The organism is Orrella daihaiensis, from assembly GCF_022811525.1.
Taxonomy (GTDB): Bacteria; Pseudomonadota; Gammaproteobacteria; order Burkholderiales; family Burkholderiaceae_B; genus Algicoccus; species Algicoccus daihaiensis.
In genome coordinates this window covers 408,842-433,978 of sequence record NZ_CP063982.1, presented here as the reverse complement: position 1 = coordinate 433,978, position 25,137 = coordinate 408,842, and the positions used below count along the sequence as shown (strand labels likewise).

The 25,137-nt window shown below is 53.5% G+C and carries 27 protein-coding genes; 13 read left to right on the top strand and 14 right to left on the bottom strand.

From position 1 onward, the window contains the following. The 5 genes from DHf2319_RS02075 to DHf2319_RS02055 all read right to left on the bottom strand — a co-directional run bounded on the left by DHf2319_RS02075 (position 1) and on the right by DHf2319_RS02055 (position 5,506). Positions 1-1,278 (bottom strand): Zn-dependent hydrolase, encoded by a 1,278-nt coding sequence (locus DHf2319_RS02075; protein WP_243479154.1) that lies wholly within the window; start codon positions 1,276-1,278, stop codon positions 1-3. Beyond that, on the bottom strand, positions 1,275-2,501 hold the full coding sequence (locus DHf2319_RS02070) for a diaminopropionate ammonia-lyase (protein ID WP_243479153.1): 1,227 nt from the start codon (positions 2,499-2,501) through the stop codon (positions 1,275-1,277). The genes DHf2319_RS02075 and DHf2319_RS02070 overlap by 4 nt, the downstream gene beginning before the upstream one ends. A 69-nt stretch (positions 2,502-2,570) precedes the next feature. Then, positions 2,571-3,611: a TRAP transporter substrate-binding protein gene (locus DHf2319_RS02065; RefSeq protein ID WP_243479152.1), complete on the bottom strand. Its 1,041-nt coding sequence runs from the start codon at positions 3,609-3,611 to the stop codon at positions 2,571-2,573. Positions 3,612-3,683: 72 nt separating this feature from the next. After that, the gene (locus tag DHf2319_RS02060; protein ID WP_243479151.1) at positions 3,684-4,976 is read right to left on the bottom strand and encodes a TRAP transporter large permease; all 1,293 of its coding nucleotides are present in this window, start codon (positions 4,974-4,976) and stop codon (positions 3,684-3,686) included. Continuing rightward, complete coding sequence (locus tag DHf2319_RS02055; RefSeq protein WP_243479150.1) at positions 4,973-5,506, bottom strand: TRAP transporter small permease; 534 nt, start codon at positions 5,504-5,506, stop codon at positions 4,973-4,975. The genes DHf2319_RS02060 and DHf2319_RS02055 overlap by 4 nt, the downstream gene beginning before the upstream one ends. Positions 5,507-5,685: 179 nt before the next feature. On the opposite strand from DHf2319_RS02055, the gene DHf2319_RS02050 reads away from it, so the two are divergent. Then, positions 5,686-6,585, top strand: a complete 900-nt coding sequence (locus tag DHf2319_RS02050; RefSeq protein ID WP_243479149.1) for a MurR/RpiR family transcriptional regulator — start codon at positions 5,686-5,688, stop codon at positions 6,583-6,585. A gap of 127 nt (positions 6,586-6,712) precedes the next feature. After that, on the top strand, positions 6,713-7,354 hold the full coding sequence (locus tag DHf2319_RS02045; protein WP_243479148.1) for a trimeric intracellular cation channel family protein: 642 nt from the start codon (positions 6,713-6,715) through the stop codon (positions 7,352-7,354). A 15-nt stretch (positions 7,355-7,369) separates the two neighbouring features. Here DHf2319_RS02045 and DHf2319_RS02040 read toward each other — a convergent pair whose 3' ends face one another. From DHf2319_RS02040 to DHf2319_RS02030, 3 genes are all read right to left on the bottom strand, one after another. Continuing rightward, positions 7,370-7,603 carry a putative hemolysin gene (locus DHf2319_RS02040; RefSeq protein WP_243479147.1) on the bottom strand — a complete coding sequence of 78 codons (234 nt, stop codon included), beginning with the start codon at positions 7,601-7,603 and terminating at the stop codon, positions 7,370-7,372. A 213-nt stretch (positions 7,604-7,816) separates the two neighbouring features. Then, a complete protein-coding gene (locus DHf2319_RS02035) occupies positions 7,817-8,161 on the bottom strand; it encodes an AtuA-related protein (protein ID WP_243479968.1) in 345 nt (114 codons plus the stop codon). 2 nt (positions 8,162-8,163) lie between these two features. Continuing rightward, positions 8,164-9,534, bottom strand: a complete 1,371-nt coding sequence (locus DHf2319_RS02030; RefSeq protein WP_243479146.1) for an acyclic terpene utilization AtuA family protein — start codon at positions 9,532-9,534, stop codon at positions 8,164-8,166. Between the two features lie 287 nt (positions 9,535-9,821). On the opposite strand from DHf2319_RS02030, the gene DHf2319_RS02025 reads away from it, so the two are divergent. Beyond that, a complete protein-coding gene (locus DHf2319_RS02025; RefSeq protein ID WP_243479145.1) occupies positions 9,822-9,980 on the top strand; it encodes a DUF5993 family protein in 159 nt (52 codons plus the stop codon). Between the two features lie 10 nt (positions 9,981-9,990). Next, entirely contained in the window at positions 9,991-10,557 is a 567-nt protein-coding gene (locus DHf2319_RS02020) for a disulfide bond formation protein B (protein ID WP_243479144.1), read from the top strand. Between the two features lie 94 nt (positions 10,558-10,651). Here DHf2319_RS02020 and DHf2319_RS02015 read toward each other — a convergent pair whose 3' ends face one another. Next, positions 10,652-12,877, bottom strand: coding sequence for a xanthine dehydrogenase family protein molybdopterin-binding subunit (locus DHf2319_RS02015; protein WP_243479143.1), 2,226 nt, complete (start codon positions 12,875-12,877; stop codon positions 10,652-10,654). Positions 12,878-12,890: 13 nt separating this feature from the next. Then, on the bottom strand, positions 12,891-13,337 hold the full coding sequence (locus DHf2319_RS02010; RefSeq protein WP_243479142.1) for a (2Fe-2S)-binding protein: 447 nt from the start codon (positions 13,335-13,337) through the stop codon (positions 12,891-12,893). A 229-nt stretch (positions 13,338-13,566) separates the two neighbouring features. Between DHf2319_RS02010 and phnD the strand changes: the two genes are divergently transcribed. The 5 genes from phnD (at position 13,567) to pagP (ending at position 17,699) form a co-directional block, all read left to right on the top strand. Then, on the top strand, positions 13,567-14,541 hold the full coding sequence (gene phnD / locus DHf2319_RS02005; RefSeq protein ID WP_243479967.1) for a phosphate/phosphite/phosphonate ABC transporter substrate-binding protein: 975 nt from the start codon (positions 13,567-13,569) through the stop codon (positions 14,539-14,541). A 22-nt stretch (positions 14,542-14,563) separates the two neighbouring features. Continuing rightward, a complete protein-coding gene (gene phnC, locus DHf2319_RS02000) occupies positions 14,564-15,334 on the top strand; it encodes a phosphonate ABC transporter ATP-binding protein (RefSeq protein ID WP_243479141.1) in 771 nt (256 codons plus the stop codon). After that, on the top strand, positions 15,322-16,191 hold the full coding sequence (gene phnE / locus DHf2319_RS01995) for a phosphonate ABC transporter, permease protein PhnE (protein ID WP_243479140.1): 870 nt from the start codon (positions 15,322-15,324) through the stop codon (positions 16,189-16,191). The genes phnC and phnE (DHf2319_RS01995) overlap by 13 nt, the downstream gene beginning before the upstream one ends. Further along, positions 16,184-16,993, top strand: a complete 810-nt coding sequence (gene phnE, locus DHf2319_RS01990) for a phosphonate ABC transporter, permease protein PhnE (protein WP_243479139.1) — start codon at positions 16,184-16,186, stop codon at positions 16,991-16,993. The genes phnE (DHf2319_RS01995) and phnE (DHf2319_RS01990) overlap by 8 nt, the downstream gene beginning before the upstream one ends. A 142-nt stretch (positions 16,994-17,135) precedes the next feature. Then, positions 17,136-17,699: a lipid IV(A) palmitoyltransferase PagP gene (gene pagP, locus DHf2319_RS01985; RefSeq protein ID WP_243479138.1), complete on the top strand. Its 564-nt coding sequence runs from the start codon at positions 17,136-17,138 to the stop codon at positions 17,697-17,699. A gap of 34 nt (positions 17,700-17,733) precedes the next feature. Here the strand turns inward: pagP and DHf2319_RS01980 are convergent, their stop codons facing one another. Further along, positions 17,734-18,873 carry a PQQ-dependent sugar dehydrogenase gene (locus DHf2319_RS01980; RefSeq protein ID WP_243479137.1) on the bottom strand — a complete coding sequence of 380 codons (1,140 nt, stop codon included), beginning with the start codon at positions 18,871-18,873 and terminating at the stop codon, positions 17,734-17,736. On the opposite strand from DHf2319_RS01980, the gene DHf2319_RS01975 reads away from it, so the two are divergent. Further along, positions 18,872-19,954: an ROK family protein gene (locus tag DHf2319_RS01975; RefSeq protein WP_243479136.1), complete on the top strand. Its 1,083-nt coding sequence runs from the start codon at positions 18,872-18,874 to the stop codon at positions 19,952-19,954. The two genes, DHf2319_RS01980 and DHf2319_RS01975, sit on opposite strands and share 2 nt — an antisense overlap. On the opposite strand, the gene DHf2319_RS01970 is transcribed toward DHf2319_RS01975, so the two are convergent. Continuing rightward, positions 19,875-20,726, bottom strand: a complete 852-nt coding sequence (locus DHf2319_RS01970; RefSeq protein ID WP_243479135.1) for an ABC transporter ATP-binding protein — start codon at positions 20,724-20,726, stop codon at positions 19,875-19,877. The two genes, DHf2319_RS01975 and DHf2319_RS01970, sit on opposite strands and share 80 nt — an antisense overlap. A 96-nt stretch (positions 20,727-20,822) precedes the next feature. Here DHf2319_RS01970 and DHf2319_RS01965 point away from each other — a divergent pair, with 96 nt between their 5' ends. The 3 genes from DHf2319_RS01965 (at position 20,823) to DHf2319_RS01955 (ending at position 22,986) form a co-directional block, all read left to right on the top strand. Beyond that, positions 20,823-21,608 (top strand): enoyl-CoA hydratase/isomerase family protein, encoded by a 786-nt coding sequence (locus DHf2319_RS01965; protein WP_243479134.1) that lies wholly within the window; start codon positions 20,823-20,825, stop codon positions 21,606-21,608. 113 nt (positions 21,609-21,721) lie between these two features. Beyond that, positions 21,722-22,144, top strand: coding sequence for a DUF4864 domain-containing protein (locus DHf2319_RS01960; RefSeq protein WP_243479133.1), 423 nt, complete (start codon positions 21,722-21,724; stop codon positions 22,142-22,144). A 77-nt stretch (positions 22,145-22,221) separates the two neighbouring features. Then, positions 22,222-22,986 (top strand): citryl-CoA lyase, encoded by a 765-nt coding sequence (locus tag DHf2319_RS01955; protein ID WP_243479132.1) that lies wholly within the window; start codon positions 22,222-22,224, stop codon positions 22,984-22,986. Positions 22,987-23,077: 91 nt separating this feature from the next. On the opposite strand, the gene DHf2319_RS01950 is transcribed toward DHf2319_RS01955, so the two are convergent. Together DHf2319_RS01950 and DHf2319_RS01945 are read right to left on the bottom strand one after the other, a co-directional pair. After that, positions 23,078-23,785 (bottom strand): DUF3313 domain-containing protein, encoded by a 708-nt coding sequence (locus tag DHf2319_RS01950; protein WP_243479131.1) that lies wholly within the window; start codon positions 23,783-23,785, stop codon positions 23,078-23,080. A 58-nt stretch (positions 23,786-23,843) separates the two neighbouring features. Beyond that, positions 23,844-25,106: an MFS transporter gene (locus DHf2319_RS01945; protein WP_243479130.1), complete on the bottom strand. Its 1,263-nt coding sequence runs from the start codon at positions 25,104-25,106 to the stop codon at positions 23,844-23,846. Positions 25,107-25,137: the final 31 nt, after the last annotated feature.

Here is a 25,137-nt window from a genome sequence, read left to right as displayed (position 1 = left end):
TCAATCTTCCTGATTCAATAGTTGGATCAATGTGTGCAGCAAAACATTGCAACCAGCTAACAGATCGGCGGGCTCGGTATGTTCTGCTGGATTGTGACTGATGCCGCCAATGCTAGGAACAAAGATCATGGCTGACGGGCAAATACGCGCCAGCATTTGGGCGTCGTGACCTGCGCCGGAAGTCATGCGCCGACATGACAAACCGAGCAGCTCCGCCTGTTGCTCAATAATCTCAACCACCGCTTGGTCAAATAAAACCGGCTCAAAGCGTGCCAAGCGACGGGTGCTGATTTCAACACCCTCACTCGCGGAAATTCCTTTCAGGAACTCAGCAAAGCGGGCCTCAGCCTCTTGCAACAGATCCTCGTCGGTGTTGCGCAAATCAACGGTCACCACGGCCCGAGCTGCGATGACGTTAATCAGGTTAGGCGTCAAATCGATCTTACCGACGGTACCTACTTGGTCGCCACCCATGCTTTTGGTTAGCTCCCGTACAAACGTTGCAATCGAAGCTGCTACATACCCCGCATCGTGGCGCATACGCATAGGTGTAGTACCAGCGTGATTCGATTGACCGACGATGGTCACCTCTTGCCACGAGATGCCCTGCAGATTTTGGACGGCGCCGATTACAGTACCTTCGATATCAAGAACAGGACCTTGTTCTATGTGCAGTTCCACAAAAGCATGTGGGCGATATAGGCCAAGCGCATCTGTGCCAGCATAGCCAATACGCTTGAGTTCATCGCCAAGTACCGCACCATCAATTGATTTGGTCTGCAATGCATCTTGCAAAGGCAAACCACCTGCGTACACCAATGAGCCGAGCATGTCTGGTGCAAACCTTGCGCCCTCTTCGTTGGTAAAAATTCCAACCACCAAGTCACGTTCGGTCTGCACGTTGGCCTGATTCAGTGCAGCAACCACCTCCAAACCACCAAGAACTCCTAGGTTGCCATCATAGGCCCCTCCTGTACGAACCGTATCGGTGTGTGATCCGGTCATTACCGGGGCTAAGGCCGAATTTTTGCCAGCTCGACGTCCGAACACGTTGCCAATTGGATCAATTGAAACGGACAAACCAGCATCCTTCATCCATTGCACAACCAAGTCACGGCCATCACGGTCTTCATCGGTTAGCGCCAAGCGGCAACACGAGCCATCAGGACGTGCGCCGACTTTAGCCAAGGCCTTCAAGTTTGACAGCAAACGGTCGCCATCAATACGCATGGCGGCTAGATCTCGAGGCACACTACCTGACTGCAGGGTTGCACTCATGTCACCACCTCTGACGCTTTACGTCCTACGACCTTTGCATAAATCTCTGGATCGGTATCGCCCTCGCTGCCTAATATCAAAACCCGAGCGTCAGGACCAAATCTAAGTGCTTGCCATACTGCAGGAGAGTGTTTTGCAGCCATCAAAAGACCCAAGCCGGTCGTGCCGGTTTCCCCCGATACGATGGCCGGATCACTGCCCACGGGGTTAGCAAAAACTTTCATTCCCTCTAGTGCGTAGTGATCAGCCAACATACAAAAATCGTTTGCCCCGCCTGCCAGGATTTCCCAAGCCACAGGCGAAACCTCACCACAAGCCAACCCAGCCATGACAGTATCAAGCTCGCCATGGACAGCCACTGGGTGACCGGCCTTGGCACTCTCGAATAAACAAGCTGCGTTTTCTGGTTCGACCACGACAAAGCGTGGTCTTTGCTCGCCCCAGTGCTGCCAGAACACGGCACAAACGGATGCGGCAAATGCACCCACACCGGCCTGAACAATGACATGCGTTGGGGGTACATCATCAAGCTGCTCGATCATCTCGCGAGACATCACGCCGTAGCCATGCATCACGTCGATCGGAATGTCCCGATAGCCTTCATAGGTCGTGTCTGACACGACCGTCCAGCCGTGTTTTTCTGCTTGCTCAGCCGCATGGCGCACAGACTCGTCGTAGTTGCCTGCCACCCGCTCGACCTTCGCACCAAATGCAGCAATTGCATCGGCACGACCTTGACTAACCATTGCGTGAACATAGATCACACACCCACAGCCAAAGGTCTGGGCCCCCCACGCCACCGACCGCCCATGATTGCCGTCGGTAGCACACGTAACGGTCAGTTTGGACACAATGTCTTTGTACTTACCGCTTAACACTTCCTCGGGTGACGGCATGTGACCGTTATGCTCCTTGGCAATGGCTTGCTGGATTAACCTAAACACAGCATAGGCACCGCCAAGTGCTTTGAAACTCTTGAGCGTAAAGCGTGTACTTTCGTCTTTGTAATAAAGCTCGCCTAAACCAAGTGTTTGAGCTAGTCCAGATAGGCAGTGCAACGCCGTAGGTAAATAGCCTGGCCATTGCGTAATTTCCTTTTGAGCGGCATCAAATCCTGAAACACTCAGAATTGATGACCGAACCTCTCCGTAGCGATCAGCCGGCGCTACTGCCATCGCGTTTGACAGAACCGCCACCCCTTCGCCCTTGATAATCTCTCTCATGTCTCCAACCTTTATAGCGAGCCGCAAAGCGGCTCGCTTCATATCGCATCTACGATTCAACTTAAACAGTTACTTCTGTGCCTGCTCAATATTTGCAGTCATGGCCTCGAGCATTTCCACGCCTTCGGGCCCAAATTTCTCAACAATCACTTGACGAACGGCCGGTTGAGCCGCAGCAGCGAGTTTTTTAAGTTCCGCTGGCGGGATAGCATTAATTTCCATGCGCTCACCGAGCTTTGGCAAACCTTTTTGGGCTGATGCTTCGATAATGCGTGAGATACCAACACCTGACTGCACAGCCACCTGAGCTGCCATATCTACAACTGCCTTCTCTGCTGGCGTCAAACTCTGGTAGAACTGTTCGTTCATAGTCCAGATGTACGGTGTGATGACGTGGTTGGTAATTGACAAGTACTTCTGCACCTCATCGAACTTGGCAAATGCGATGATTGGAATCGGGTTCATTTGTCCGTCAGCCACGCCAGTTTGCAAAGCCGTATAGACCTCAGCCCAAGGCAATGGGGTAGGTTGGCCACCGAGCGAAGCGATGGTTGCTTCGTGAGTGGGCAATGTCATGGTACGAATTCGCAGACCTTTCATGTCATCAAGCGTCTTGATAGGGCGCTTCGAATTGCTGATTGCGAAAAAGCCACCCGAATCAAGCAACCCTAAAACTTTCAGACCGGTTTTTTTCTGGATATCAGCGGCTAGTTTCTGACCGAATGGACTGTTGAGGTTAATAACTTCTTGGGCAACCGCAATGTTGGGAAACGCAAACGGTAGATCAAACACACCAACCAGAGGATAGTGAGATGCAATACCACCAGCTGATGAAATGGCAGACTGAATCAAGCCATCGCGTACTTGCTGGATGACTTCATCGTCTTTGCCAAGTTGGCCATTCGGGAATACCTCGACTTTGACACTGCCATTGGTGCCGGTTTCAACAAGGCTTTTAAATACCGCTGACATTGCACCCGAGTGACTATCAAACGGGCTGTCTGGGTTCAAGTGAGCAAGACGAATGACTTTGTCAGCAAAAGCCGGCGATGCAATTAGTGCCGTTGCAGTTAGCGCGCTCAACGCCAGTTTCTTGAATGAGATTTTCATGATTACTCCTGTGGGAACAACAGGTTAAAAAAACAGGCCGGCCTTAGCCACCCACCAGCCTGCACGACAGAACTATTTAGCCGCCAAGTCAAACCACCTTGGTATGACAAGCGTCAGGTCCGGCCAATAGGCCACCAAAAAGAGCACCGCAACCTCCGCCAATAAAAATGGCCAAAGTGATTTGGCGATGCGCTCAATTTTCTCGCCGGTCACTGATGCCAGCACGAACAAACACGCCCCTACTGGCGGAGTCATCAGCGATATATTCAGCGCCAACACAATCATTACCCCAGCATGAATCGGATCCATCCCGATGGCCACTGTCAAGGGCGCCAAGACGGGCGCCAAAATAATGAGCAACGCATTGATGTCCATGAACATGCCGATGCAGAGCAAGAGCGCCAGAATCAAGGCAATCACCACGGCAGGATTCTCTGAAATCGCCAGGAATCCCTTCGCTAAAGCTTGAGGAATCTGGTTAAAAGTCATCCACCAGCCGACAATCGACGCCGAAGCAATGATCAGAAAAATAATCCCCGTGATACGCGAAGTTCGCACCAGCATTTCATACAGATCGTGCATGCTGACTTTCCGGTAGACGAACACCCCCATGATGAGCGCGTAAAAGACGGCGATCGAGGCAGCCTCGGTCGGCGTAGCGATACCACCCAAAATCGCTCCAAGTATCATGACTGGCATCACCAAAGCGGCAAGGCTGTCCTTGAATGCCCGCAAGATGATGCGTAAGCTCGGTCGCTCGGTTCCCTTGGGCAACCTCAGTCTTCTTCCCAAGGCCGCAATCACTGCCATGCAAACCAGGCAAATCAGCAGTCCTGGCAAGATCCCGGCAGCAAATAATCCAGCGACAGATACACCCATAAGCGAGCCATAGATCACCATCAAGTTCGAGGGTGGAATGGTGGGGCCGATAATCGAACCGGCCGCTGTCACAGCACAAGCGAATGGGCGCGTATAGCCTTTTTTAACCATCGCTGGCACCAAAGTATTTCCAAATGCCGCTGCGTCAGCCGTTGCTGCACCAGACAACCCCGCGAACATCACGGAAGCCAACATGTTCGAATGAGCCATGCCACCGCGTAAGTACCCAACAAGCGCATCAGCCAAACCAATCAGCCGGTCAGTGATTCCCGAGCGATTCATGATTTCACCAGCCAAAATAAAAAATGGCATGGCCAAAAAGGTGAATAGATCCAACCCAGCAAAAAAACGGTCCGGTGCCATCGCCAAATATCGTCCGCCGCCGCCAATGGTGTACATCCCGACCATGCCAGCTAAGCCAAGCGTGTATCCAATCGGCATGCCTGCAACCAGCAAAAATAAAAAGGTCAGTCCGACGGCAATCATGGACACACCACCAAGTCGCGGTCATTGGATAGGCGTAACTGGTCGCGCCATGCCACCAGGGTTAACTGGATGGCAGCCAACGCAGCTGAGACGGGTACGGCGGCAAATGGCAGTTGCTTAGTAAGACCATAAATCATGGTCATCATGCGCCCGCCTCGCTCCACCATGCCAATGCCGTAGAAGAACAACAACAAAAAAAACACAATTCCTAGGGTGTCAAGCAACAGCAGCATCAACCGGCGCACTCGCGCGGGCAATAGTACAAACAACATTTGCATGCCGATATGTTCGCGGCGCGCAATACAACTAGACACCGCTAACAACGCAACCCATATCATGATGTAGCGGGCGGCTTCTTCCATAAACGTAATCGGCAAAGGCCATATGTACCGGGCAAATACGCCAAGCCACACATCGACCACTAATAAGGCCATCAGGCCGACACAAACTTTGTCCGTCAAAGTGCCTAAGCGCTGAGAGAGTATGGTCAACGTGCTCGACATACCAACTAAGTCCTGGCTAGCTGCCATTCCCGATCTCCATCTGTGTCCGGCTCGTTTTGGGGCGCTATGCACCAACTGACAGCATGGAACGCACCAAATTGATTATTTTGTTTTAACAATTTACTGTTTTGAAATTAATTTTTCAGTTATGGTTTACGCTTATCTCGTATCGCACTATTGACGATAGACTCTCGGACGCAAAATTCATGCCACGCTCACCGGCCGATACCAAGCCCCCGCAAAAAAAGACGCGACAGACTGCACCCACACTAGTGGCTCGAATTCAAAGTCATTGGGCGCAACTGCCAAGCAGCGAACAACGCATCGCTGAGTTCTTGCTGAACTCGCCCGGGACGCTGGTCAGTCACACTGCCGGTGAAATAGCCGACTTAGCCGAGACGTCCAAGGCAGCCGTGACACGGCTTATCCAGCGCCTCGGTTACGTTTCATTCACGGCTGCAAGGCAACAAGCTCGAGCCGCTCAAGACTGGGGCTCACCTCTGTATCTGGAAAACGAGCTGGAACCAACCGAGACATCACTGAAAGGAAGACTTGCGCAGCAATTTAGGCTAGAACAGACGAATCTTGAACAGACCTGGAACGCCCAGACTGAGGTCGCACTAAACGACAGCATCCATCTTCTTGCCCAAGCCAGTCGCGTAGCCCTCATTGGGTTTCGCAACAGCGCTTTTCTGGCGAATTACATGGCAGTGCAACTCGGGCTGCTTCGAAGCGGGGTCTCCACACCAACTCCATCAAACGACTCGATGACAGCAGAACTTTGCGAGCTCAGTACGGCGGATTTGGCCGTCGTCGTTGCATTTCGGCGACGGGTGGCATTGTTACCCAAAACGTTACAGATAATTCGCCAAAGAAAAATCCCTTTACTGTTGATCACCGATTCGAGTGGTCTAGCCTTAGCCGAACCATCAGACCTTGTAATCGTCTGCAAGTGTCAGAGTCGTGGACTCTTCGATAGTTACAGCGCACCCATGAGTGTCATTAACTTTTTATTGGGCCAAGTCGCCGCAACTCTTGGAGAGGGTTCGCGTGCCCGACTGCGTGACATTGAAACACTGCATGTCGAACTTCAAGACCTTGTTTAATCTTGGCATACCAGAAAGCACCTAGCTCCTTAAAAATCTTTGCGACGTCCTACCGGGAGATGCTCTGAAGCAGTTATAGTTGACGCGATCCTATTGCGTTGATTGCAGCCTAGCCACCAGCCTATCCATGACCGTCTCCTACGACACCACCACACTGTTACATACCCTCTATCTGATCGCCATCGTGGCCGAAGCCATGACTGCAGCGCTCGTTGCGGGTCAACGCCAAATGGATTGGCTCGGTGTGATGCTACTGGGCTGCGTCACAGCCCTCGGCGGTGGGTCAATGCGTGATGTCTTGTTGGGTAACTATCCGCTAACTTGGGTACAGAACCCCCACTACCTGCTGCTGACGGGCGGCGCAGCGCTGTTTACGATTGCCGTGGCCCGTTACATGCACAAACTCCGCAACATATTCCTGTTGCTTGACGCCATTGGATTGGTCGTATTCACGGTGATCGGCTGCAACATAGCCCTGGCATTGGAATTGCCATTTCTGATCGTCATTGGCTCGGGCATGATCACTGGATGTGTCGGTGGCGTCTTGCGGGACTTGTTGTGCAACAGCATCCCGCTGCTGTTTCGCGCCGAGCTCTACGCTACAGTATCCATTGTCACCGGCGTGCTGTACGTGGGCAGCGAAACCTTTGACATCAACCACGACCTCGGCATGGCAATCGCCATGACGATCGGGCTAACCTTGCGGCTTTTAGCGATTCGCTTTAAGTGGGGCATGCCCAAGTTCATCTACAGCGGCAACATGGACTAGTTTTCAGCGGCCCGTTCACTGCGGGTGGTTCTGGCGGTAAAACTCCCATTCATCAACTCGGGTGCCATTGGACAACACACATGTAGTGACGTCACCCTTTGGGCTTTCTTGAATATCAATCGAGCCACCACGCTCGATGCAATACACCGACGCAGGGTTAGGCAACTGCAATCCCATGATCGGATCGGGCCCAGACACGGTGCAACCAGTTGCCAGAGCGGCGAACACTAAAACCCCACACTTGTTCATACTTTTCTGTTCCTAAAAAGTTGCGCATATCTGCGCGTAGGATTTATCCGCAGTCGGTTGACGTGCAAGCGCACCCAACTCGACCCTCTTGACGCTCAATTGCGCCGGAGAACGTGCCAGTAGGATTCGACGGACTTCCCGATACGGTGTGTACCGGTTGATGTCCTTGTCCCCGAGTCTAGCCTCCTGGCTCGGGCGGCCAATCAACTGAGCTCAAAAACCCCGCAACTTGCCCAACAGTTCCTCTGGCACATCAATCTCAATACCCAGAATAGCCGCTGATAGTGCCTTGCCGTAATTATCTAGTGAAAGGCTGCGCGACACCCCACCACCCAAGGCACCATGCGCTACAAAATTCAGCGCTTGAATATTGTCAACTTCATACCGCTGCACGTCACCTTTGATGGCGCCGCGATAGTGTGCATTGAACCGCTCCGCAGTTAGCTGCTCTTTCAACAACTGGTAAAACTCAGGCTCGTACGCAAACACGGAAATATTCACGGTATTGCCCTTGTCACCTGAGCGTGCATGTGCGATGTGTTGCAACTGAACTGGCATCATCAACTCTCCAGATAAATGATTGCAGGCTCGATTTGCTCGCGAGGCACGAGCGACGACCATACACCGATGATTTCTCGCACACGATCTTGATGTGGTACTCGCTTGCCGGTATGCGACACACCTGATACCGCCATGCCATCGACCTCACGACCGACCTTTAACGCCTCGGCCCGAGAGGCTGTTCTGGCCGCCACCCTGACTGCCAACTCATATGGCTCTGGAACATCTTCCGGTGTAGCCTCGCCGTGAATCGCATTGACCCCCAAAAAATCAATCCGTATCTCCTCGGCCTGCAAATTCACAATCTTGAAACGCTCCTGAAGAATTTGCTTTGCAAGTTTGGCTCGCCGCAATGCGCCAGGACCTGCATAAAAAAACATGTCTTCGCCAATAAATCCCTCGACACAGCCAATCGATACTTTAAGTGTCGGGGTGCGTGGCTTGCCAGTCAACCCGCTGATTTTGACCTGATCTTGACCCATCTGCTCAAGCTTGGCCTGCGTGAAGTCCACCACCACATCTGGTGTGATGTAGTTTGCTGGATCGTGGACCTCATACAACATCTGCTCCTTAACGGTTTGCAAGGTAATCGCACCGCCGGTGCCCTCCACCTTGGACAGAACCGCACTTCCATCCGGTGACACTTGAGCAATCGGAAATCCAAAATTCCAAGGTTCGGGCACGTCTTTAAACCCAGGGTCGGCAAAGTACCCGCCCGTGACTTGCGCGCCACACTCAAGCAGATGCCCGATTGCACTGCCCGCCCCCACCTTTTCATGGTCAAGTGCATCCCAGCCAAACTCATACATCATCGGCGCCACAAATATCGACGGGTCTGCCACGCGACCAGTGAATACGATTTGCGCTCCTTCGCGCAAGGCTTGAACAATGGGCTCTGCGCCCATATAGACTTCTGCTGAGACCATGCTCGAGGCCAACGAGCTGGTGGGCAGCCCGTTCTCTAGTATGTTGTCAGTGAGTTCCAGTACGCGCTCAGTGATTAAGCTTCCGGTGACCGCAGCCACTTTCACACCATGGTGGCCCATTTCTGCGAGCAACTCTACCGTGCGCTTGGCTGCTCCCTCGGGATTGATCCATCCTTGATTGGAAACAATGCGCGTACCTCGCGCAATACAGTGTGGCAACACCGCGCGCATCCGATCCTCGAGATAGGTGTCATAGCCTGCAAACAATGGATCACGCCGCGCCCTGACCTGCGCAGCCGAGACCGTCGCTTCAGCCATGGTTTCGAAACACAAATAATCCAAGTCACCCTTTTCTGCGTTCAGTGCAGCAGGCTCTATCCGATCACCCCACCAGGCTGAACCAGCCCCAATTCGAATAGCCTCTTTGCGCGCTGGCCTGTTCATATGGCTGTCACCTCCTGCTGTGACGATTAATTGCAACCGCGTCAGTGTAGACACGGCGCGCGCCTATGTGCCAGCAATCTGTAGGGTGATTCGAAACGAAACGGATTTTTGTCTGGCGACAATTGCTTTGCATGGCGTATCAGACCCATCCATTCGTTCTTTTGAGCCAACAACTGACTAAAGACTCGTTTATTCATGCTACAAAAAATTGACGCATGTCATGCTCATGGGTGACACTCAGGCATGTTACGTGAACCAAGGCACACAAGGCCAAGGAGACAGCTGTAATGATCATCATGCCTTCGATTCTGTTTACCGTGTTTGGAGTCTGGATGGCAATGCGCGGCTCGCGCACGATTGCTATCGTTTCCTGGGGTTTAGCCATTCTGGCGATGCTCGGGGCGATGTCGTACCACATGGACGACACGCTAAACATCAGCTTATGAGGCACAAGCCATGGCAAATTCCTCACACGTCACCATTAGCGGCTATCCATCCCACGTTCTGAACTCATTGGCGTTAGCCGGGATCTGCGTTTCCCTGCTGGTTGCTTTTTACTACCAGTTGATTTTGGGGGAGATCCCCTGCCCGCTTTGCATGCTGCAACGCATTGGACTCATGCTGGTAGGGTTTGGGTTTTTCTTGAACGTGCGATTTGGCGCCTCAGCCATCCACTACGCCATGATCATCCTTTCGGCTATCGTCGGCGCTGGTGCCTCGTTACGGCAGATCCTGCTGCATATCACCCCGGGCGATCCTGGCTTTGGATCCGCTGTGTTTGGCTACCACATGTATACCTGGGGCTTTATCGCTTTCATGGCCACGATCATCTTTGCTGCCATCATGCTGGTGGTCGACCGTAACCGTTTGAGTGGCCAGTCACTGCACGGTGCCACCTGGCTGGCTTCCCTGCTTGGTAGCCTGCTGTTAATTCTCGGTATCGCAAACCTGGCTTCCAATATCCTGGTTTGTGGTTTCGCGGTGTGCTCAGGCGACCCTCAAGGATATATTTTCTTTAGATAAGGCCAAAGCATCTGCGGCCCAATTTAAATCTCCAAGCCAGAGGGGCTCACCGTGCGGTGAGCCCCTCTGGTCATGACCGCAGGGCTTTAAACCTCTAGGCCAGCGGCTCGAACTTGTACTGCGAGAGCGGCAAGCTGCGTGGCCGCTGACCGGTCAGTGTTGCAACCGCATTGGCGACCGCTGGCGGCACAGCAGGCAAACCTGGCTCGCCAATGCCACCCATCTCAGCTCCACTTTCGATAATCTGTACGTGCACATTAGGCATCTGGCTTGGCCGCAAAATCGCGTACCGATCAAAATTGAGCGCTTGGGGCTCGCCGTTTTCATAGACATACGATTCAACCAAGGTCTCAGACAACCCAAGTGCAACAGCCGATTGCACCTGTTGCTTGATCACCGCCGGGTTGACCACCTTGCCAGGATCAATGGCCACCCAGACATCGTGGACAACGACCGCACCCTGGTCGATGCTCACCTCTGCCATGGCAGCCACCTCGCTGCCAAAGGCCGACGCCATGGCAAGGCCTCGCGCACGACGCGTACCGTCTGACGCATCAAACGGGCCACGCTGCCAGCCGCCCGCCATATTCACAAGCTCGGTGAGCAGGTGCTTGTGGCGAGGCTTGTCTGCCAGCAACGCCAAACGTAACGCATACGGGTCTTGTTGACCAGCCTGCGCCACTTCATCCAGAAATGTTTCATAGAAGTACTCATTCATGGAATGGCCCACTGCTCGCCAGAAGCCAATGACCGGCGGCATGTCGACGGGCACATGCGAAACCCGAACATTCGGGATAGCGTACGGCCTATCGTTAAGCCCCTCAACCACTGAACGGTCAGCCGCATCGGGCTTGCGACCAAACACGCGACCCATCGGACCCTCACCCACGGCTTCGATATCCATGGCAACCACCTTGCCCGCCTCATCGATGGCCGCCTTGAAACGCGCAAGCGAGTAAGGACGCAATGCGTCGCGCAGAAACTCCTGTTCGCGACTCCAGATAACCTTAACCGGGCGCTTGAGTTCCTTGGCCAAGATGACGGCCTGAGGCAAGGGCAATGCCGCCTCATACAAAAACTGCCGACCAAAGAAACCACCAAGCGGTGGCGAGTGCACCATGACCTTCTCGGCGGGTAGGCCTGCAGCCTTGGCTGCAATATTTCTAAAGCCATCCGGAATCTGGTTCGGTGCCCACACATCCAATGTGCCATCGGCATTAAACCGGGCGATACTCGATGGCGGTTCAAGCTGCCCGTGGGCCAAGAACGGTGCCTCGTAAATAGCCTCCACCACCCGACCTGCCTGCAAGCCCTTGGCAACATCACCAACGGATTGCGCCACCATGCCAGGGCCGGCAGCATCACGTAACTGTCGAGCAAACGCCTGTGATGAGAAATCAGCCGGCATCCTGCGTGCTTTCGGTTCAGCCGGGGTTTGCCAAGTAACTTGCAAAGCCTGTGCTGCTTTGTTTGCACGCCACCACTGATCAGCCACCACCGCCACCGCACCAGGCAGCCGATTGATGCTGATGACACCTGGCATTTGGCGCACTGGCGACTCATTGGCGATATCTCCAGGCTCAAGCCCTAGTCGCGGTGCGTGTTGAACCGCAGCCAGCACCATGTCGGGCACTGTCAGATCAATCGTGTACTGGGCGCGACCCGTGCTCTTGTCACGCACATCAATTCTTGGCACCGGCTTACCAATCCAGCGAAACGACTGTTCGCTGCGCAGTGGTGCATCGGTGGGCAACGGCAGATCAAAGGCGGCTTGTGCGAGTTCTCCATAGGCTAGCTTGCGGTTGCTTGCCACATGCACCACCACACCCGGTTCGGTCGTCAAGGTGTCAACAGCAACCCCCCACTGCTTGGCAGCGGCCTGCATGAGCATCATTCGAGCGCTCGCACCCAACTGGCGCATGGCGTCGTAGCTCGAGCGAACCGATCGACTGCCACCAGTAAATCGTCTGCCACCAACCACCAAATAGTCTGGCCCTGGTGGCGCACACTGCACCGTGAACTGTGCTGGCGCCATATCAAGTTCTTCGCCAATGATTTGCGCCATGGCAGTGTTGACACCCTGGCCGCCTTCAACGAATGGACTCTGTAAAAACACGGTGTTGTCCGGACGTATCAGCAAATAGGCCTGCACGCGCGAGCCGGGCTTGACCGTCTCTTGTGCGCCAGCCTGCGCTAAAGCCGGGAAACTGGCGCCAAGGGCTAATGCGCCGGCAGAACCGGCCAGAAACTGGCGGCGAGTCAACTTAAAAATCGTTGCGCTCTGAACCTTTGATTGAGGATCTGAATGGTTTATCTGCATGATCACCTGCTCCTTAAGCCTTGGCTGCATCACGCACGGCAGCTGCCACAGCGTTGTAGGTGCCGCAACGGCACAGATTGATCATGGCCGCTTCAATCTGGTCATCGCTTGGGTTAGGGATTTGCTTTAGCAAAGCGGTCGCTGCCATGACTTGCCCTGACTGACAGTAGCCACACTGCGGCACCTGATGCGCCACCCAGGCATCAACCACTTTGCGGCCCACAGGATCGTTTTCAATGGCTTCGATGGTCGTGATTTCCCTGTCCTGCACGGCTGAGACCGGCGTGACACAAGATCGAATCGCCTGGCCATCCACCCAGACCGTGCATGCGCCGCACTGCGCCACTCCGCAGCCATATTTGGTGCCAACCATGTTCGCCCCCTCGCGTAGCGCCCATAGAAGCGGTGTATCCGCTTCAACACTTAGCTCAACTTGTTTACCGTTGATTTTCAGGTTCATGCTGTTTCTCCCCGCTGGTTTGTTCCGATGGTATAGACGATTTCAAACGCGTCTTTAAGAATAAACACAACATCTAACAGACAAATGCCTGATGCACCGCAACATAAATGTGCCTGCATATGAACTGTCATAAATGTGTAATATTGACTCGTAACTAAAACAAAACACAAAACCTGCTTAGATAAGGAGACATATTGTGAACACGAAGTCATGGGTTGCCGCCTTCGCTGTGGCACTGACCACTGGCGGGCTCGCCACTACACAAGCTTTGGCCAACGACTGCGCCAACCGGGGGGATCTAGACAACCTTTATTGCGACGCCAACGGCGACATGGTCGCCGACACGCCTACTGATCCAGCCAAGCTCAAAGATCCGTCAACGATTGTCTTTACTTACACCCCAGTGGAAGACCCCGCGGTCTACGAGGATCTGTTTGCACCCTTTACCAAATACCTAGCCGAGTGCACCAACAAGAAGGTCATGTTCTATCAGGTGCAAAGCAATGCCGCGGAGATCGAGGCCATGCGATCCGGACGACTCCATGTTGGCGGCTTCTCTACCGGGCCCACTGCATTTGCCGTCAATATTGCTGGTGCCGTTCCATTTGCCGTTAAGGGATATGCAGACGGCTTTCAGGGCTACAACCTGATCGTGATTGCCAAAAAGGACAAGCCCTATCAAAAGCTGACTGATCTGAAAGGCCAGAAAGTGGCACATACTTCGCCTTCATCGAACTCTGGCCACATGGCGCCCATGGCGTTGTTCCCCAGAGAGGGGCTGGTGCCCGATCAAGACTACAAGATCTTGTTCTCGGGTAAACACGATCAATCTGTGATGGGCGTCAATTCCGGCGACTATGATGCGGCCGCCGTTGCCTCAGACGTTTTCTATCGCATGGCAGACCGTGGACAAATCAACAAGGATGACTTCAAAATCATCTACACCAGTCCGAAGTTCCCGACCTCATCGTTTGCTTATGCTCACGATCTCGAACCCAAGTTTCGCGACAAGATGCTGGCCTGCTTCTTTGAATACCGCTTCCCCGACAATATGAAGCAAGCTTTTAACGGTGCAGATCGCTTCTATCCCATCACCTTTAAGGAAGACTGGGCAGTGGTGCGCGACGTCGCTGAAGCTGGCGGCAAAAAGTTCAACCGCTCAGCTTACGATGCCGAAGCCGCCAAGGCCAAGAAAAAGCAATAAGAAACAAGCAGGATGGATGAGTATGTCAGCGCAACTAATCATTGAAGAGCTAACCAAGTCTTATCAAACTGGCATACCCGTCCTAAAAGGCATCAATCTGGAGATTGCCGGTGAAGGCGTCACAGCCATCATCGGCCCCTCCGGCACCGGTAAAAGCACTTTGCTCAGATGCGTCAATCGACTAGTCGAACCTAGTTCTGGCCGAATTCTATTAAAAAGTGACACCAAGACAACAGACTTGGCGCGTGTCTCAGGTCGTGCGCTAAGACACGCACGTCGCCAAGTAGCCATGGTGTTCCAGGAATACAACTTGGTCGAACGGCTAACCGTCATGGAGAACCTGCTGACCGGTCGCCTTGGCTACACCCCAGCGTGGAAAGCATGGCTGAGATGGTTTGAGTCAACCGACATCGAGCGCGCCTATCAGTTGCTAGAAAAGGTCGGACTCAGCCATCTGGCTAACCAGAGGGCGGACGCCTTGTCCGGCGGTCAGCGCCAGCGTGTGGGCATTGCCAGAGCGCTCATGCAGAACCCCATGCTGCTGCTCGCTGATGAACCAACTTCGTCTCTAGACCCTAAAACATCGGTTGAAATCATGGAGCTGATGACCGAATTGGCTAATGCACAAAGCATACCGGTCGTGATCAATATGCATGATGTGGAGCTCGCCAAACGGTTTGCTCGCCGGATCGTCGGCATGTCCGGCGGCAATATTGTGTTTGATGGCAGTGGCGACGAACTTACCCAACAACATCTAAAGTCCATCTATGGTGGAGAGTCATGGCTAGTATGAGCAGCCAAACTTTGCCATCATCAGTACACAAGCCGTTTTCATTGACCTGGAAAGTAAGGCTCGGCTTTCTGGCGCTCCTTATTTATGTGATTTACGCTGCCGCTCAACTAGACTTCACCTATGCTCGATTTGTTAGCGGACTAGACAATGCTGCAACTTTTTTGCAGCGCATGTTTCCACCAAACTTCGACCGCTCCGCGATTTTGATTAAAGGCATGGTTGAGAGCCTGCAGATCGCTGTACTGGCATCAGTGCTGGGCATCGCGATTTCGCTTCCTATCGGACTTCTGGGTGCTCGCAACCTCATGCCTAGCTGGGCGACATGGCCAGCGCGTTCCCTGGTTGCGCTATGCCGCGCTTTGCATCCAGTCATCGTCGCCATCTTGTTCGTGAAAGCTGTTGGATTTGGTGCGTTGGCGGGAATTCTGGCATTGACTGTGGCCTCGATTGGTTTCATTGGCAAGCTGTTTACCGAGGCAGTCGAGGAAATTTCGATCAAGCAAGTCGAGGCAGTCAGGGCGACTGGCGCCTCTTTTTTCAATATCATTACGTTCTCTGTGCTGCCTCAGGTATTTGCCAGATTCGTTGGGTTTTCAACCTATCAGTTTGACTCCAATTTGCGTAACTCCACCATGGTGGGCATCGTTGGGGCCGGTGGCATCGGCGGAACGCTGTTCTCGGCGTTTCAGCGCTTTGACTATGATTTCGTGGCAGCTATTCTGATCACCATCATTACCGTCATCATGATTGGCGAAGTGCTCGCTGGCTTTTTACGCTCGGTCTTTCTGGACAACCTGCGACCCGCAGACCTCTGGAGAAAACGTCCACTCAAAGCCGGAGGCGCATCCAATGACTGACGGTGTGACACAACCGCCACGCACTTGGCAACGCTACACCCTCGACCAAAAACTCTTGCGGTTTGGGATCTATCTGGCCATGGTGTTAGCAGTGGTACAGTCGGTTCGTTACGTCAATATTATTCCCGAGTTCCTTGCTGATGCCCCAGAGCAGATGGTGGATCTGTTCAATCGTATGTGGCCTATCGACTGGGCCTACTATCCGCAAGACGTCAACAGTGCCTTGATAGAGACAATCCATATCGCCACGCTCGGCACGATCATCGCTGTCTTCCTTGCCATTCCCGTCGGTTTGTTGGCGGCAAACAACTACACGCCCAACCGATTTTTGAATTTCATTGCCAGACTGATTTTGGTGTCAAGCCGTTCGGTTAACTCACTGGTCTGGGCACTGTTGTTTATTGCGATTTTTGGGCCAGGCGCACTGGCCGGCACGCTCGCCATTGCTTTTCGTTCGATTGGTTTCGTAGGCAAACTAATCGGTGAAGCCATCGAAGAAACCAGCGTGGGATCGATTGAAGCGCTCAAGGCAAGCGGCGCATCCAAAGGTGCTCTACTTAATTATGGTTACTGGCCACAGATCAAACCAGCGTTTTGGTCACTCGTATTGCTGCGTTGGGATATCAATGTGCGCGAATCAGCCGTTTTGGGCCTCGTCGGCGCGGGCGGCATCGGCATGACGCTAGACACGGCCATGAATCTTTTTCAATGGGAACGCGTCGCTGTCATTCTCGTGGCCATCTTCGCCGTGGTTATTCTCGCTGAGATCGTCATCACGCAGGTACGCAAGCGCATCCTCTAGCTTCCCACACACAAAAAGCGCGGAACCAAGCTGTAGTCATGCTGTCAGACCTGCAAATGGCTGGGCAAACCCCGTTTGCTATCATTGAGTTGCGCTATACGCACTAATATTTGGTTCCATTCTGGCTACAAGAGTTAGTCCCATGAACAAACGTCTACTTGCCTCGCTCATCGCGGCCCCCCTGCTGTGCACGTCTGCTCAGGCAATCGCCAACACCGGAAGCGAGCCAGGTTGGATCGATACTGCCTGGACCCATGTCAAAGACACGTGGGAGACCGGTGACACTGAGCTCTATGTGCCCTTCTTGTCCTACCACATGCGGTTTGGCTACGACGCCGACAAAATCGACGATTTCAACGAGTATCCCGCCGGCCTCGGCCTGGGTAAAGGTCGATACAACAGCAGCGGCAACTGGGAAAGCCTATACGCCATGACCTTTCTGGACTCCCACAGCAAGCCTTCTTTCATGGCAGGGTATGCCTGGGTGCCGAGTTGGGATTTAGGCAATGATTTCAAAGCCGGGGTGGGCGTTACCGGGTTTTTAATGTCTCGCAGCAACTACTACAACTACATCCCATTTCCTGGGGTTTTGCCAATGGCATCGATTACATACAAGCAACTAGCCTTGCAAGCAGCCTATATTCCTGGTTTTTCGCGCAATGATGGCAATGTGCTGTTTGTCTGGGGTAAGTGGACCTTCAAGTGATTGTTGTCTTGAAATAGTTGTTAGATCCAACCTTTTAAGGTTTTAACCGTATCAGCTGACCATTGGGGCTGTCGGTCAGGATATAGAGAAAACCATCTGGCCCGAGGCGGACATCGCGCACGCGTTGTCTGAGCTCAGGCAATAGCACCTCCTGGTCTACAACGCGATCACCCTCGAGCGCTACCCGCACGAGGTTTCCAAACTTCAGTGACCCCAGCATCAGGTTGCCCTTCCAGGCTTGCCCATAACGATCGCTATCAACAAACGCCAGTCCCGACGGTGCGATCGATGGCGTCCAGTGCACCGCGGGTTGCTGCATGCCAGGTGCCTCGGTGATGCCATCACCTATTTGCCCACCGCCGTAGTTCTCGCCATACGTGATCACTGGCCAGCCGTAGTTCAGGCCAGGTTGAATTAAATTGAGCTCATCACCGCCTTGAGGTCCATGTTCGGTCATCCACAGCCGGCCCTCACTATCTAGCGTTGCGCCCTGGATATTGCGATGACCGTAACTCCACACTGCCGCAGATGCACCTGACTTACCCGCAAACGGATTGTCTGCGGGGATAGATCCATCCTGGTTGATACGCACGACCTTGCCAATTTCATTGGCAGTATTCTGTGCCTCTTGCATCAGCTGATAGCGGTCACCGAGCCCCATCCACAGCTTGCCATCAGGACCTTGCACAATCCTGCACCCGAAATGAAACCCACCTCGGTAGGACGGACTTTGTACAAACAGATCGCGGACATTCTCAAGCGCCTTGGCATCATCGCTCAACCGCGCTGCGGCCAACGCGGTTGAGTTAAAACCCGCTTGGGTTGGATCTGGTCGGCTATAGCAGAAATAAATGGTTCTGTTGCGCGCAAAATCTCGATCGGTCACGACATCTAGCAACCCGCCTTGGCGTTGGGCGGCGATCGCGGGTAGGCCCGTCAGAGGACCACTGATAGAGCCATTGGCATCGACAAGGCGTAAACGCCCTGCTCGTTCAGTCACGAGCATTTGGCCTTCACCCACAAATGCCACTGCCCAGGGATGCGCCAGACCGGTGGCCACCACTTCAATTTGGACAGCTAGGGCAGGAAACGACAGCACGGTGCTCGTCAAAGCGGCAACAGCAAAATGGTGAGCGCGTGACAACATGGATGTCCCCTTGAAAGTTCGGTTCATGACACGAACCGCGAAACAATTTGTCAGACAGTCTATGCGCTCCATCTTTAAGCCACTAGAATCGAGTGTCAAGCAAGCCCCTAAAGCAGGGTTCTCGAGACCACCACGATTGACCGTGCAACCATTCCAATTTGGCATTGACCTCGGCGGCACCAAGACAGAACTCATCGTCCTTGATCGGGTCGGGCGCACTCAATTCAAACAACGTGTGCCCACGCCTGCGAGTCACTATCAGGCTATCGTTCAAGCGATCGTCTCGCTGGTTCGCCAAGCCGAGACGAGCTTGGGTGTTACTGCTCAAGCCTTGGGCGTTGGTGCGCCGGGAACACCTTTTGGGTTAGATGGGCGTCTGAAAAACGCTAATACCACCTGCCTGATTGGCCAACCGCTGGCTACAGATCTGCAGAATCTGCTCGCGATTCCGGTGATCGTTGAAAACGATGCCAATTGCCTGGTGTTGTCAGAAGCAACCGATGGCGCCGCAAGTGGCGCTAACACTGTATTTGGGGTGATCCTGGGCACTGGCGTCGGTGGTGGCCTGGTGGTTAACAAACAATTGGTGAACGGGCCTAACCGGATCACCGGTGAATGGGGTCACAATCCACTGCCACGGTGGTTCAAGCAAAAAAACGCCATGACATCCCGAAGACAATGCTACTGCGGTCTAGAGGATTGCATAGAAACGTATTTGAGTGGCCAGGGATTAAGCCTAACCTACAAAGAACTGAACCGGGCATCTGATGAGACGCTAACTGCCAAAGACATTGTGCAGACAGCACAATCTGGCGATGAGGCTGCTCGGGTAGCGATAGAGCACTATTTCGATGCGTTAAGCCAGTCGCTTGCGACCGTCATCAACGTCATTGACCCTGACATCATTGTGTTCGGCGGGGGTCTAAGTCAATTGCCATCGTTGTGTGCCAGCGTACAAGCCAGATTGTCCGGCCATGTGTTTGGCGGTGACGTGCAAACCAGATTGGCGGTTGCAACTCATGGTGACTCTAGTGGCGTGCGCGGGGCAGCCTGGTTGACGCGTCCCTATCTTGGTCAGTCACTTGATCACCCACACGACCAGACATGATTACCCCTGGCAACGGTTCCCATACCACCTGAACATTTAGCGCAGCTCCGAATGTCTGTTTCAGCACTGGTACAGTCAACACATCACTGGTTTTGCCGTGCGCTACTACACGCTTATCTTTTAGGACAATCATTTGCTCACACCATTGAGCAGCGAGCGTGAGGTCATGCATGACCAACAACACCCCGATTGAGAACTGCGCCGCGTAGCGCTGACAGATAGCCATCATCATTTGTTGCTGCCAGGGGTCCTGGCTAGCGGTGGGCTCATCCAGCAATAACCAGACTTTACCGTGCTCCTTTTGCGCGGCGATAGCCTGCAGGAGTGTGCGCGCAAAGTGCACCCGCTGCTGTTGTCCCATCGACAACATGGTGATTGAAACATCTAGCCAATGTGCAATCTCGGTGGATTGCGCTACTTCGGCGACCAATGCAGTGCGGTCCGGACGTGACCAATGTAAAAACGCATGCAGGCCCAACTCCAATACCTGACCAACCGTTAAGTTAAACACTGCTGGCGTTTGTTGGGCCATGATGGCACGCCGACGTGCCAATCGATCGAACGCAAGTGTGTCTAGGGACTCACCGTTCAAGGTTAATTGACCTTGATCAATTTCCAAGTCGCCGGCCAGCGCTGCTAGCAAGGTAGATTTCCCGGCACCATTCGGACCGATCACGCCAATCAGTTGCCCGCTTGGCAGGGTCAGGCAAATATCCTCCAGCACAGCTTGCCCTTGCCGGCTGATATAGACGTGTTCGAGCTGATAAGTCATGAACCCAGTTTAGTCTTGAACTTGTACACGCTGGTGCGCCAGCCCTCTAAAATCAGAAAAAACTCTCATCAAATCAACAAAACACAGGGGATATTCATGACCACAGCTGCAGGCCCTAACATCCTGGTCGATACGCAAGGCGCTGTCACGATTCTCAAACTGAGCTACCCAGAAAAGCGCAATGCGCTGTCCATGCCCCTGCGAGAAAAACTGGGCGATGCCCTGCGCGAGTGCCTCAACGATGAGGCCTGTCGGGTGATTGTGCTGACTGGCGAAGGCGGTCATTTTTCTTCTGGTGGTGATATTACCGGGTTTGACGGGGTGAACTCGATCAATGGTCGCACGCGCATGCAAAAGACGCACGACATGGTGCGCATGATCATGAACAGTGAAAAACCTATCATCGCCGCCGTTGAAGGTCATGCGGCAGGCGCCGGTATGTGCGTGGCAGCAGACTGCGATATTGTGGTGGCATCGACTGAAGCCAAGTTCACGTGTTCTTTTAACAAAATCGGCCTACTGCCTGACCTCGGTGGTCTGTGGTCGATTCCGGCGCGCATGGGATTAGGACGCGCCAAGATGATGATGCTCACGGGTCGCACGCTCGATGCAACCAGCGCACAAGCGCAAGGCTTGGTTGAACAATTGTGTGAACCCGGTCAGGCCCTGCAAACCGCCATCGCCCTGGCTCAGGAAATCGCTCAGTTTGCCCCCTTGACCCATGGGCTGACCAAGGCAGCGCTTGCCAGAGGATCGATGAGCGTAGATGCCTTGCTGGCGCTTGAGGTAGACCTTCAGGGACTCATGTTTGGTACCGAGGACTTCCAAGAAGGACGAACGGCGTTTCTGGAAAAACGCAAACCGGCATTTAAGGGCAAGTAAGCCATCGGCTAGCAAGTGGCGCGCGCACGGGATAACCCCGATGGCTACGTGGTGGTAATTGGGTGCATGCTTTCAGGGAGCTATAACATCCCGATACACCACAGGGGATCACCATGCGAATCGCAGCTTGGCTGGTTTCTGTCTGCATGAGTTTTGTGGTTGGCAGTGCGCAGGCCGAACCGACTCAGTCAACCCGTAACGTCGACATAGAAAAGGTCATCGAGCAACAGATCGAGGCCTTTAAGGTCGATGACTTCAAAACAGCATTTGAATATGCCACGCCTGGCATTCAAAAGCGTTTCGGTTCACCAGAGCGGTTCGCCTTTACGGTGATTCATCGCTACCCGATGGTATGGCGTCCCTCTGCGGTGCAATACATCAGCGTGGAGCATTATCGTGATCATGCGTTGCAAACGGTCATGATCACGGACTACAACAAAACCCTGCATATCCTGGTCTACGAAATGGTGTCGGTAGACAAGTCATGGCGCATCGGCGGCGTGCAGATTGTGCGTCAACCCAAATCTGACACCTGAATCGATGGCGCACCGCACGGTGCGCCAGAGTGATACAACTCCCCACAAACAGCCGAAACCTTGTTGGGAGACAACCGATGGAAAAACCAGTCACTGAGCTGTGCACCCATACACCGACCAGTATGAATTACCGTGATCAGGATTTGGTCGACGATCTGCTCGGTAAACGCAGTTTCACGGAAGTCATGTTCATGCAGATCATGGGTCGCGAGCCACGACCTGTTGACATGCGCATGCTCGATGCGGTGCTCATCACACTCATGGAACATGGCTTTACACCGAGCGCTATTGCCACCCGCATGATCTACATGAGCGCCCCAGAAAACCTTCAGGGGGCCGTCTCAGCAGGCTTGATGGCCGTCGGAAGCCAGTTTGTGGGCACCATGGAGAACAATGCCAGATTGCTCGAGCAGATCATCGAGGCGCAAGACCAAGCTGCTAAAGCCAGAGAAATCGTGCTCGAGATCAAAGCCAACAAATCCCATTTGCCCGGATTCGGTCATCACATGCACAAGCCCGATGATCCGCGCAGCATCAAGCTGCTAGCGCTAGCGCAGGCCGAACCAGAGCTGCCAGGCACATATGTCAAGGCGTTGCGACTTCTATCGGCAACGATTGACGAGATTTATGGCAAGCACATTACGATCAACGCCACTGGCGCAACCGCAGCATTGTTAGGTGAAATTGGCATACCTTCGACGCTTATGCGCGGCTTTGCCGTGATCTCGCGCGCAGCTGGTCTGGTGGCTCACGTTGCTGAAGAGCAAAAATCACCGGCGGGCCGGTTCATCTGGGACAAGATCGATCATGAAATCCCATACGTGAAGACACCACTTAAATAAAAACACCACCCAAATGGCGATTGGCCATTTGGGTGGTATGTCTTATCGTCGATCCCACCACCAGATCGGGGTGCATTGCAATGTGCTGAGTTTAGGGTTGTCGGCCAGCAGCCATTCGCAAGGCTGTCTGCACCCACTTGTCGGCTAGCTCCTCAAATGCTTCGACAGAGCCAGCCTGACGACGGAATGATGCACCCGAGACGGTATAAAGTGCCTCACCGATCAGCTCACCTGACTGACTGTCATTGACTTTAGCTTCCACAACGAGCATGGCATTTTTTTCATCTAGGCCAGTGGCTTTACTGGCAACATTCAACACAGCACGCACGGGTATCAAGTCCGTTGGCCGGAAACCCTCGCCAAGTGTCTGCGCACCGGTAATGGCAATACTGACGTGAGCAACACCCGGACCAGGCTGCTCAACCACCTTGGTTCGCCTTGACACATCCTGGCGAATGTTTTGTGTGATTTGCTGGCGCACCCGATAAAGCGTCTCTTCGCTCAGACCATTGCCAGCCGCATCGGCGGTGGCGGTCTGATAAATCACGACCGGATCAATGATGACCGCATCGTATTTGCTGACATCAATCTTGGGGTTTTTATATCGATAGATTTCGACACCCTCTTCAGGACTGGCAACTGGTTGCAAGCGACCATAACCCTGCAGGTAGCCCGACTCAAGCTGTGGATTCAAACTCTTTTGAGTGGTCACACAACCTGCTAGCAAAAACGACATGGCAGCAATCAGCCCAAGCGTTTTAGTACGTGCCCGGATATTGCTGGAATCAACGGTTTTCAAAAAACTCTCCTTGGATGGCTGAGTCAACAGTCTTTCTGTTGACTCTACTTTGATCATGTTACCTTGGCTGCGCTTGTGATGGAGAATTGGCCAAACAAGTTTTTTGCCAAAGGCTATCGCGCCAAACCCAGATCATCGATGCCGCACAGGCAACCCCGGTTGCCGAGTAGAGCCCCCAGGTCCAGGCAAAACCGAACCAGTCAATCAGGGGGCCTGATAGCATCAATCCCAGCGGCAGCCCCAAAATAGCCAAGATACGCATACCCATCACACGGCCTCGGTACTGAGGTTCAGTTGCACGCAGCATGACTGCGGCCAATGGCGTGACACACAGGCTTTGCATAGCCCCCACCACGACCAACAACACCACACCGATGATGACCATATCGTTCACCGCAAAAACAACCCCACCAGCAAACCAGCCGATACCTGCCAGAATCATCAGCCTGCCCGCCCCCATCGCGATGCGGTTGCTGCTCATCAGAATGGAACCGAGCAATGACCCAAATGCATATGCCGCACCGAGCACGCCGAGCAGCGTTTCCTTAGCCTCAAACACGTTGTTCACGACATACGGCAATAGACCTAGTGCCAACGGGTAGGCAAACACATTGACCCAGAACGCCAGCATGAAGCAGCCTTTTAATGCCGGGTTATGCCAGACATATTGAATACCGAGCTTTAAGTCCTGCATGACCGATGTGGGGGCCTTCGCGGCAATCGAGGCAGCATCACGACCAGCCACCCCAAACGAAAGCGACAGGCTAATGACATACATCGTGAGAATCAGAATGTAGGTTCCAACCATGCCGAACAAGGTAAAAATCCCAACGCCCGCAATCGCGCCGGCCATGCGAGCAGAGTCGACCGTGAGCCTGGAAATACCAAGTGCCCCCACGAGCTGCTTGGGATCAAGCGTCTGGGCAATCAATGTAAAGCGGATCATGACATCCGAGGGCTTTAAGATGCCAGAGACAATCGATAACAGAATCACAACCACCGGATTGAGCAAATCGGCAATGGCCAATCCCAACAACACGATTGACAACAGCACAAACATGACCCGCATCGACACAAACAGTGACTTGTAGCCAAATCGGTCGCCAAGCACACCCACGTAAGGTGAGGCCAGTGCGCCAATGTACTGAAGCGCACCATACAAAACCAGCAGGAATACTGATTCTGATTCGACCAGTACGTACCAGCCCAGAATCAGCATTTCGATTTCAAATGCCCACGAAGCGGCCAAATCCGCTGGCCACTGGAAACGAAAGCTGCGAACCGAAAACGGCGCCAGAGCGCGGGGTTTGGCTTGAGTCATGAACTAGTCACAGAAGTATGCTGCCGTAATG